Source organism: Arcicella sp. (genome assembly GCF_964672035.1).
The window spans coordinates 1-8,742 of record NZ_CBABQS010000118.1 but is presented as its reverse complement, the minus strand read 5'-3'; the positions used below and the strand labels follow the sequence as shown (position 1 = coordinate 8,742).

17 protein-coding genes are annotated in these 8,742 nt (G+C 39.4%); 6 read left to right on the top strand and 11 right to left on the bottom strand.

What is annotated here, in order from left to right; translation table 11 throughout:
• Positions 1 to 527: 527 nt before the first annotated feature.
• On the bottom strand, positions 528 to 926 hold the full coding sequence (locus AC1W31_RS19545; RefSeq protein ID WP_481736179.1) for a hypothetical protein: 399 nt from the start codon (positions 924 to 926) through the stop codon (positions 528 to 530).
• A 240-nt stretch (positions 927 to 1,166) separates the two neighbouring features.
• Between AC1W31_RS19545 and AC1W31_RS19540 the strand changes: the two genes are divergently transcribed.
• The 5 genes from AC1W31_RS19540 (at position 1,167) to AC1W31_RS19520 (ending at position 3,999) form a co-directional block, all read left to right on the top strand.
• Positions 1,167 to 1,898: a hypothetical protein gene (locus AC1W31_RS19540; RefSeq protein WP_481736178.1), complete on the top strand. Its 732-nt coding sequence runs from the start codon at positions 1,167 to 1,169 to the stop codon at positions 1,896 to 1,898.
• 173 nt (positions 1,899 to 2,071) lie between these two features.
• On the top strand, positions 2,072 to 2,713 hold the full coding sequence (locus AC1W31_RS19535) for a hypothetical protein (RefSeq protein WP_481736177.1): 642 nt from the start codon (positions 2,072 to 2,074) through the stop codon (positions 2,711 to 2,713).
• A gap of 28 nt (positions 2,714 to 2,741) precedes the next feature.
• Positions 2,742 to 3,047, top strand: coding sequence for a hypothetical protein (locus AC1W31_RS19530; protein ID WP_481736176.1), 306 nt, complete (start codon positions 2,742 to 2,744; stop codon positions 3,045 to 3,047).
• 36 nt (positions 3,048 to 3,083) lie between these two features.
• Positions 3,084 to 3,389 (top strand): hypothetical protein, encoded by a 306-nt coding sequence (locus AC1W31_RS19525; RefSeq protein WP_481736175.1) that lies wholly within the window; start codon positions 3,084 to 3,086, stop codon positions 3,387 to 3,389.
• Positions 3,390 to 3,450: 61 nt separating this feature from the next.
• Positions 3,451 to 3,999 carry a hypothetical protein gene (locus AC1W31_RS19520; RefSeq protein WP_481736174.1) on the top strand — a complete coding sequence of 183 codons (549 nt, stop codon included), beginning with the start codon at positions 3,451 to 3,453 and terminating at the stop codon, positions 3,997 to 3,999.
• A gap of 59 nt (positions 4,000 to 4,058) precedes the next feature.
• Here AC1W31_RS19520 and AC1W31_RS19515 read toward each other — a convergent pair whose 3' ends face one another.
• The 10 genes from AC1W31_RS19515 to AC1W31_RS19470 form a co-directional block, all read right to left on the bottom strand.
• Complete coding sequence (locus AC1W31_RS19515) at positions 4,059 to 4,688, bottom strand: PD-(D/E)XK nuclease-like domain-containing protein (protein WP_481736173.1); 630 nt, start codon at positions 4,686 to 4,688, stop codon at positions 4,059 to 4,061.
• Complete coding sequence (locus AC1W31_RS19510) at positions 4,685 to 4,858, bottom strand: hypothetical protein (RefSeq protein WP_481736172.1); 174 nt, start codon at positions 4,856 to 4,858, stop codon at positions 4,685 to 4,687. Before AC1W31_RS19510 ends, AC1W31_RS19515 begins: the two co-directional genes overlap by 4 nt.
• The gene (locus AC1W31_RS19505; RefSeq protein ID WP_481736171.1) at positions 4,855 to 5,130 is read right to left on the bottom strand and encodes a hypothetical protein; all 276 of its coding nucleotides are present in this window, start codon (positions 5,128 to 5,130) and stop codon (positions 4,855 to 4,857) included. The genes AC1W31_RS19510 and AC1W31_RS19505 overlap by 4 nt, the downstream gene beginning before the upstream one ends.
• A complete protein-coding gene (locus AC1W31_RS19500) occupies positions 5,127 to 5,567 on the bottom strand; it encodes a uracil-DNA glycosylase family protein (RefSeq protein WP_481736170.1) in 441 nt (146 codons plus the stop codon). Before AC1W31_RS19500 ends, AC1W31_RS19505 begins: the two co-directional genes overlap by 4 nt.
• The gene (locus AC1W31_RS19495) at positions 5,564 to 6,118 is read right to left on the bottom strand and encodes a hypothetical protein (protein WP_481736169.1); all 555 of its coding nucleotides are present in this window, start codon (positions 6,116 to 6,118) and stop codon (positions 5,564 to 5,566) included. Before AC1W31_RS19495 ends, AC1W31_RS19500 begins: the two co-directional genes overlap by 4 nt.
• Positions 6,115 to 6,300 (bottom strand): hypothetical protein, encoded by a 186-nt coding sequence (locus tag AC1W31_RS19490; RefSeq protein WP_481736168.1) that lies wholly within the window; start codon positions 6,298 to 6,300, stop codon positions 6,115 to 6,117. The genes AC1W31_RS19495 and AC1W31_RS19490 overlap by 4 nt, the downstream gene beginning before the upstream one ends.
• A 63-nt stretch (positions 6,301 to 6,363) precedes the next feature.
• A complete protein-coding gene (locus AC1W31_RS19485) occupies positions 6,364 to 7,023 on the bottom strand; it encodes a hypothetical protein (protein ID WP_481736167.1) in 660 nt (219 codons plus the stop codon).
• An 85-nt stretch (positions 7,024 to 7,108) separates the two neighbouring features.
• Entirely contained in the window at positions 7,109 to 7,627 is a 519-nt protein-coding gene (locus tag AC1W31_RS19480) for an antirestriction protein ArdA (protein ID WP_481736166.1), read from the bottom strand.
• Positions 7,628 to 7,663: 36 nt separating this feature from the next.
• On the bottom strand, positions 7,664 to 7,843 hold the full coding sequence (locus AC1W31_RS19475; protein ID WP_481736165.1) for a hypothetical protein: 180 nt from the start codon (positions 7,841 to 7,843) through the stop codon (positions 7,664 to 7,666).
• Positions 7,843 to 8,085 carry a hypothetical protein gene (locus tag AC1W31_RS19470; RefSeq protein WP_481736164.1) on the bottom strand — a complete coding sequence of 81 codons (243 nt, stop codon included), beginning with the start codon at positions 8,083 to 8,085 and terminating at the stop codon, positions 7,843 to 7,845. The genes AC1W31_RS19475 and AC1W31_RS19470 overlap by 1 nt, the downstream gene beginning before the upstream one ends.
• 175 nt (positions 8,086 to 8,260) lie before the next feature.
• Here AC1W31_RS19470 and AC1W31_RS19465 point away from each other — a divergent pair, with 175 nt between their 5' ends.
• Positions 8,261 to 8,665, top strand: coding sequence for a DUF2493 domain-containing protein (locus AC1W31_RS19465; RefSeq protein ID WP_481736180.1), 405 nt, complete (start codon positions 8,261 to 8,263; stop codon positions 8,663 to 8,665).
• The last annotated feature ends 77 nt before the right edge of the window (positions 8,666 to 8,742 follow it).

Here is an 8,742-nt window from a genome sequence, read left to right as displayed (position 1 = left end):
TGGTTAAAGAGAGTTTACAAGGTTCAAAAAGATACGCTAAACCTTTTTACGCATGGAAAAAGACTTTACAAATATCTGATTAAGAACAACTTACGAATACCCGATGTGTTTAAAGTATTCAAACTTGTAAAAGTGTCGGTCTAAAAATTTTACGTTTGATAAGGTGGCAGATAACCCTTTAATGAACGAAATTTTTGTCGTACTTTTCGTATTGTTTGGCACTTTGCTAATTTTTCGTTGTACTACTCTTGTCGAACTTTTTGTTTGTCGAACTTTTTGTATTGTTGAAAGATTTATAAAATATTAGTATTGACATGAAGGTTATTTGAGTGTTCTAATTAGCATTTTTATGTCTCAATGGTTTATTTAAAAAGGAATTTTGTGTGTATTCGGTATTGATTGTATTATTTAATGTGGGAAATATATGGATTAATATTTATTTTACCAAAAAATCTTATAATAGAGTAATATTGTGTCTTTCAACCATAAAAAAGAGCGATGTACATTTAATTGTGCATCGCTCTTTTTTATTCTCTGTCTCGGTGGCGTTCTTTTAGTTTTAGTCTTCGGGTTTGCATTTCATCTAATAATAATTGGCTGTTCCATCCTTCGTAGCGGGCTACCTGCTCGAAGGTGAGCCATTTTCCTCCTTCTATGCCGTAGTGTTTTTTGATTTTTCTTAGTCTTCGCTGAGCGGTCTTGATGTCGCAGTCTCGCCAGACTTGGATATGGGAGGAGTTTACTAAGAAGGTAAATTTAAAGTCTCCCTCGGCGGTCTGCTTCTTTGGTTTTTCTGCTTCTTTTTTCTCGGATTCGTAGGCGTTGATAAAATCTTCAAAAAGCGATAATTGAATTTGGCTCATGATGGTCAAAAGGGCTGTATTACTGATGGTTACGGGTACTAAGTTAGATATTTGTAGCATCATTTACAAGTCAACATGACCATCAATATCACCATCAAAATTTGCTTACTCCTGTCATTCTTCCTCTGAGGTTTAGCGAGATGAAGGCAAAAGCAAATTACAGACAGGATTGTTGGTACACACTGGGCCTTAGTGGGAATTACCTTGGATTTACCTTGGAATTGCCTGGGAATTACTACGGATTTAAGCCGGGAGGCATAATCATAAAAATTACTTTGTAAAACTTTAAAACTTTCGCTAAAAATGGCAAGACAAACTGGTATTCTCGGCATTCAAGGAACTGTCGGGGGCTTAACTTTCGGGGCAAATGGGAACATTTCACAGGCCCAAAAACCACGGGCAATTACGGCAGTGCGTACGTTGGAAAACAATTCTGAATTTGGCAATGCGGCATCCGCTGGAAAAACGGCCCGTGATTCATTCCGTCAGGTAGTGGCTAACATTTCTGACAAATTGATGACCTCACGTATGACCAAAAAAATGCGTGAAATTATCGCTACCGATGCGGTGAATGACCGTGGTCAACGTGGGGTAATTGATGCAGAAATTGAATTATTGAACGGCTTTGAATTTAATGAAAAAGCAATTCTTTCAACGATTGCGTTCATGGGCTTTACGCCAACAATTATGCGTGCTTTGGGTACTCACTCAATCGCTGTAGATGCTTTCAATGCAGCTCGTGATGTGTCGGCTCCAACGGGAACAACTCACTTAAAGTTGGTGGGTTCTGCTGCTTCCATTGATTTTGAAGCGAAGGATTCGGACGGGGTAACGGTAACAAGTGCGTTGATTCCTTACACGAATGAGGTGGTGGCCGCACAAAATTTGGCGTTGCCACTTCCTGCGGCCAGTACGCACCCAATTGTGGTCGTGTTTGGGGTAGAATTCTACCAAGAAGTAAACGGCAAACAATACCTTTTGGGTAATGGTGCTTACACAACTTCAAAAGTAGTTGCCGTTGATGGCGGTATCTAAGTTGTTGTTCGTATTTCGATGTTTGATGTTCGATGTTCGGTGTTCGATGTTCGATGCGACCGTCACTCGGTTTGAATAGCTAACATCAGGGTAATTATTCCAAAAAATGGGTGGCTTGTAATATACTCGTCACCCTTTTTTTTTTAGGTTTTTCACAAATAAATATCAATCCAATGATACAATTCAAACAGTTGCCCAAGGTAAGAAGGGACGAAATTAATAAGGTTGTTCGGGCAATCGACCAAGCATTTAAAGCTAACAAATTTGACAGAAAGGAATTAGTTTCAAAGATTCGTCAAAACTTGTTATTCATGTACAATAATGAATTTCCTGTGACTGGCTCTATCTTTTCTGAGGCTTATAAAACTGCCTATAATGCTAATGGGAATGAGGCGTTGAACGATTTTGATTCGCTTGATACCAACGCATTGAGAATCAGAATGAGCGGTTTTGACATGGAGTTAGTTGAACAAGCCTTTAGTATTCAACAGACCGGGGCAAATATTTCAATTGTTGCTCCTCCAACGGTTACCGATTTTCAGATCATTGCTTTGGGCGTAATGGTTCGGGCTGATGGTACTAATGTTGTGCAAGTTGACAGCCAAATAACTCCGTCAATTATTCCTCTTGTTAATCCTTTTGGCAATGCTGGCGTAGGCTCTATCAATGCACTGAGTGGCAACGATACTCTTCAATACGTTTTTCTGATTACCAAAGGTTACAAGCATAATTCGCCCAAAGCTGGCAAGCCGGTGAAGTATTACCCTGATGGTAAAAGTCTGGATGGCATTACCCTGTTACCGATTCTTACCTAATTTATTCACCATCTAAATTTTTAAGATTATGGCATTAAATTCCTTAGAAATCAAGGCTAAGCGAATAGCCTCAAAGCAAAAGCAGATTGCTACAAAGTTGGTTCAAATATCAAGCATAGTAGATAAGCAAACTTTCAAACAAACGCTTTTGACAGGGTATGTTACGTATCTCAATACTCATTCGGATTTGACACCCTATCAAATTGCATTTATGAACAGGAAAATCAATTCGGCCAATGCACTGATCTCAAAGTATAGCGCTGCTATTGACCGATACGAAGCAAAGCGACTTGAATATGCTCAACAATTGGCCGTCTTATTGGGGCCATTTTAACATTACTTATTTTTCACCATTAAATCCTTACAAATCATGAAATCAACTCCAGAGGAAATTAGGGCTAAAAAGATAGCCGCTAAACAGAAACAAATAGCTACTAAGTTGGCTCAGATTGCAAAAACCCAAGAGAGACGAACTGCCAAGCAAACGCTCCAAGCAGGGTATGCTGAAATGTTAAATTCTGATGCAGATTTAAGACCCGCTCAAATTGCAGCGCTCACCAAGAAAAACAATGCTGCTATTGCCATGATATACAAGTACAATGCGACGATTGACCGATACGAAGCACAGCGATTGGTATATGCACAGCAATTAGCCGTGTTGATGGGGCCATTCTAAAATCAATCTTTCCACTAAATGCCCTGTCCTAAACGATTGGGCATTTTTTAACAACAATAAAATGACACGAATTGAAATATTAAATCAGCAACTTGGTTTGTTGAATACTGAGAAATTAACAGCCGTTGGCTCTCGTTTAAGACAAATAAATAAACGCATTGAAGTTATTGAAAATTCACTTATGCGTGAAGAAAATTATCCTGCACCCACTGGCATTGGTGCTAAAGGAGATAAGGGAGACAAAGGAGATAAGGGGGACAAAGGAGATAAGGGGGACAAGGGAGACAAAGGTAACGATGGCTCGTCAATCGCTTTGCCTACGCCTTTCTATCAGTCTATTTTGTATGGTCAATCAAGTGACACAATTAATCCAGTTACTGAGGAGCCTTACATTGAATATCAATCAATTAACATTGAGGATGCCCTTTATCAATGCGGTTGGTCGAATGTCAGTAAAGATGGTACGCCGCTGGCATTAACCCGCACTACTGAGCAAATTAATGCCATTCAAAATCCTCAAAGTGGAATGATTATTTTCAACTCAACGCTTGATACTTTATGTTTTAGAGGGATGTCAGGATGGAGGAAATTAACCTCATCGGCTATGTAAATCAAAAACCCCCAATGTCTCACGATGTTGGGGGTTTTTTATGTCCAATTGAAAGTAGGTTACGTATTGGGTAAAGGTTGATTCCGTTGTTGCCAAACGGATAATAATTTTCGGTATTTTTTTCGTCCTGACTCAATGAATGAGCGGTCGGCTTCCATGATGAACACGGTGTCTTTTTTGGTCTTGGATAAGGCAATGAAGAAAAACCGCTTGGCTCCGATGCTGTCCATGTAAAATGCTGCCTGTCGGTCGTAGCCGTATTCTTGGCAATGCTTGGCAAATTGTTCGATGCTACTGGCGGAAGTGGTTTTGATGTCGTAAACGGTGCGTCTTCGTAGGATAATGTCCAATTTTGATTTGAGGGGTAAACCCGTTACTGGACAGGTCCACAAAATGACTTCTTCTTTACGGCTGAATCTCAGTAACCATTTCAGCCACGGCTCCGCCCAAAATGTTTTGGCTAAAACTTGAACTTTGGCAATGTCCACGTTTTGTGGGAGTCGGTCGATGATTTGGGGTTCTAAAATCAGTTCGTGTACGGCGGTGCCGAAATTGAACGCTCCGAGTGGCAAGGGCTTCACGGGACGATTAAAAATGATGTCCTCAAACAGGCCTAAATCGCTGTTTGAGATTCTGGGTAATGCTCGGTATTCGTCGTTGGTGAGTTTTTTTATCTTGGGCTTTTTCATGTATTCTGAAATTCTTTTAAATTTTCTTCCACTTCTACTCTTAATTGCTGCCAATTTTCCTTCACATCATTACCTGTAAATTCCATTCCCCAATTCACTAAATCTCGGTCGGTGGCTTCTGGGAAGTCTTGTAAAAGTTCCTGCCAATGTTCGTATAATGCTTTTTTCATAACATTGAATTTAAAACGTTGATAATTGATTCTTTTTTGTTTCTGTAAGTAATTGATTCTAAAGTCGCTACGTGCGTTAGCTTGATCAATATCTCGTCTAATTCACGTAACATTACCACTCTATCATTGAACAATCTTTGCTTTTCTGTGGTAAGTTGCCCAAACTGTTCAGGCGTTATCGTACTGAAAAGATTCGTGTAAAGTTTACCTACAATCTCTTTTCCTCTGGCTTCAAGATTGTAGGCGAGTTCTTGTGTGTCGATGGCGGTCATAGGCGTAAATCGTAGCCAACGCACAATTCTTGTAGCTGCTTGGTTATCATTGCTTTGTTATTCATTATCGTATTATAATTACGCTTACTTGGGTGTATCATGAAGATAATATTTTCGTGTTCGCTACTGCAAAATGCCCCAAATTCTTTGAGCGCATTTTCTGCTACTTTTCCCAACACAAGAATTCTTTTTGAAGTCAGTATTTTCTCTTGCAATACACTTTCGTAGTGTTCACGCATCACTGCCATACTTGGCTTTAAATGGCCCTTGTCTCCGTGGCCTGGGAATACGCTACTCATCGCCTCAAATTCAAATAAATCTTGCGCCTGTTCTTTTGTAACCCCTGCCCATGACAACATATCATAAAGCAAAGTGGTATCATAAGGAAGGGTTTGCGTGACCGCTGGCGGTGCCTGTCCAATAATTAATATTTTCATTTTTTGAATGTTGTTTTTGAGGCCTCCCTGATGGTTGGCGAATGTCCTAATTCTTTTTTTGTCTTGATAAAAGATCGTTCCCAAAGTCTATCTGCAACCTTCTCTTTCATAAACTCAATGGAAGCATGAGCTAAATGTAAAATACCGTTGAATCCTACTTTTGCATAATATTTTGTTGGCAATTTTACCGCAAATGACAGCATTGGATGCGGTGATTGTCTGGTTTTTACATGACTATCTTTTCCAAAATATTGTACCCACGAAATATTTTTGTCAATTTTAATTCTCAATCCGTCGTACATATTGGATACACTTTCAATATACATTCCATTCTTTAACGCCCAATCCATTACAAATTCAATGTCTTTATCTGGAAAAATTACGGATAATATCAAAGTGTTTTCTGAAATTGTTAAAGTCTCTGGACTTACTGTAAAATGCCAACCAATAGCATCTGGGTTTTTCGCCAAAGCGGATGCGAATACACAGCCAATTTTTCCACTTCTAATCCATTGTAATTGCTCCTCAATAATCTTTTCCTGCTTCGTCATAGCCGTAAATCGTAGATGGTAATGGATTTGTTATCTACAACTTTTTGAGCTTCCTTACAGTCAGAAAAACCGCTGTATTCGTGGACTGAATGAATGCCTTTTGCTCTGTCTCCTGCTTCTGTTACTGACTGCCCAAAAACCTTGTTATTGGTATGGTCAATGATGATTTTGATGAGTTTCATGTGAGTAGATTTGAGTAGAAAAGTGAGGGGCGAACCCCTCACGGTTAAACTTATACGTTAGGATTAATTTAGCAATGGCTGAGCTTCTAAAACGGGCAAACAAGCGACTGGATAGCTGTTAGAACAAAGTCCAATTTCGGCCGTTTGCGTGATGGTGTCACGGCTAAAAATCTGGATGTCTTCGCATAGCTGGCGGTATTCCGCAACGCTTTCAGGCGTGGCAATCTCAAACTCAAACGTGGCCACTGAATATTTGCCTTTGTCGTTTTTCTTGGCTTCGCTCGAAATGGTTAACACGGTGTCGGTTAATTCCATGTTACGAGTTATGCCATTTTCAACTACATCCTCGTAGAAAAGTGATTCTACTAACTTTAACAAACCACGGGCGGATGAATTGTTGAACATGATGTAACTCACGGCTTTAGTTTCATCAATGAAAAAAACTTCGCACCATTGTTCCGTTTTGATTTCTTTGGTAATGTCGTCTTTTCTGGCAAAAAGAGCATCTTGCATAAATCTAAAGGCAATTGGCTGAATGGTTAATTTCTTGCCCATGGGCTTAACGCCTCCGATGTTAAAATCACCCGTGCGTCCATCGAAACGGTAATTTTTGGGTGAACCTGGCAAATACTTGTATTTGCTGGTGATTTCTCCGTGTTCGTCGATAACTTGGTACAACTTTACTAAATCGTTACTGTTTGCGGTTGTTGCTGTCTTGGACATGGTACGTGTTTGTTTTGTGCCTAACGCCTTGATTATGTAGGCGTTAGGCGGTTGTTAAATATGAAAAAAATAATTAAAATGCTGCTTAAATGTTGCGGAATACAAAACCGTTATCGTAGTGATAATCCGACATGAATAAATCACGGCTGAACTTCTCATAATCAAAATAGTTGGCGACGGTGGCGGGAACATTGGAGAGATAGCCACAATTCTCGACTAATTCATACGTAAAATCTTCTTCTGAATCATACGCTCCTTGAAATGATTCCTCAAAAGTTGAAATATCATCATTGCCAAAAACTGAAATAAACGTTTCGTAGGCTGCTAATTTATCCTCTTCAAAATCAGCGGTATTGGCTTGGAACTCAAAGAAATCATCCGAAATAGAACTTTCAGAAATGTATCTATCATTGATTCCTTCGTAGTCTTGAAACATGAACTCTGGATCTTCTTCGTCGGCGTGCAAGTCCGCACACGCTTGTAAAAATTCGTCTTTATCAGCATATTCGGAAGGGTCTAACCATTGGCCGAAAAGGGAACCTTCGTTATATTTTTTGTAGGTGCCGACGTAAATGGATGGGGTTGTTTTTGTAGTCGTTGACATGGTACGTGATTGGTTGAAAAGTGAGAAATTGATAATTTATGAATAACGCCTAACGAATGTATAGGCAAGATTGAGTAAATGACAGTTGATAGAATCAGAGGTAACACCCTTGTAAAAAACCTCAATTGCTTCGTTAATAAGTGTTTGTTTTTTCATGTCTGAATCGGCAACCATTGACTCCCAAAGGTTGAAAATTTGGTATTTTGATACTTCCATTAGATTACTTGTTTATTGCACAAAGCTTTAAATTGAGCCTGTGAGATGGGAGAAAAACCATTAAATTTTGAACCGTAATTTTTCATTACGTCTTTTGAGAAACCACGAGTACAGGAAGAATAGGAGAAGTAAACGATAATATATTTATCGTCTGTAATGCGGACTGCATCAATGCGAGTGGTAAGGTTAGTAACCTGACTAATCTTTGCTAAATAGATTGGTTTAACTGCTTCCGTTGTCATTATCGTTTCTGTTTCCGATGTTCCTTGATTACCTTACAAAGATAGCTAACAAAACCCGATATATCAAACAAAAACATAGATAAATCTAACATAAAACGTAATATAGAATGATTATAAACAACAAAAACCAATAAATAGCAAACAAAAACAATAGGAAAAGCAAACAAAAACCTATATATTTGTATATAATAAAAACTTAAAAAAGCACATGAAAACGGCCGTAATAGGAAGTAGAACATTTGACAACTACGAACAATTAAAAACAATACTTGATAACCTGGGCGACAAACCCACTGAAATAATAAGTGGGGGCGCAAATGGTGCGGATACACTGGCCGAACGCTACGCCCAAGAAAACAACCTACCGCTAACAATCCACCTTGCAAACTGGCAAGCATACGGCAAAGCGGCGGGACCAATACGCAACAAGCAACTTATTGAAGACTGTGATCAAGTGGTGGCCATGTGGGATGGGCAAAGCAAAGGAACTCAACACAGTATTAAAATCGCCCAAAAACTGAACCGACCGACAAAATTAGTGATCTACGCCCAAAGCCAGCAAACAAGCCTCTGGGGATGAAACCCCAAAACACCCGCCTACGATGCCCCAAAAACTGACACACGGAAACCAAAACCGTACAGGGCAACCAAACTCCC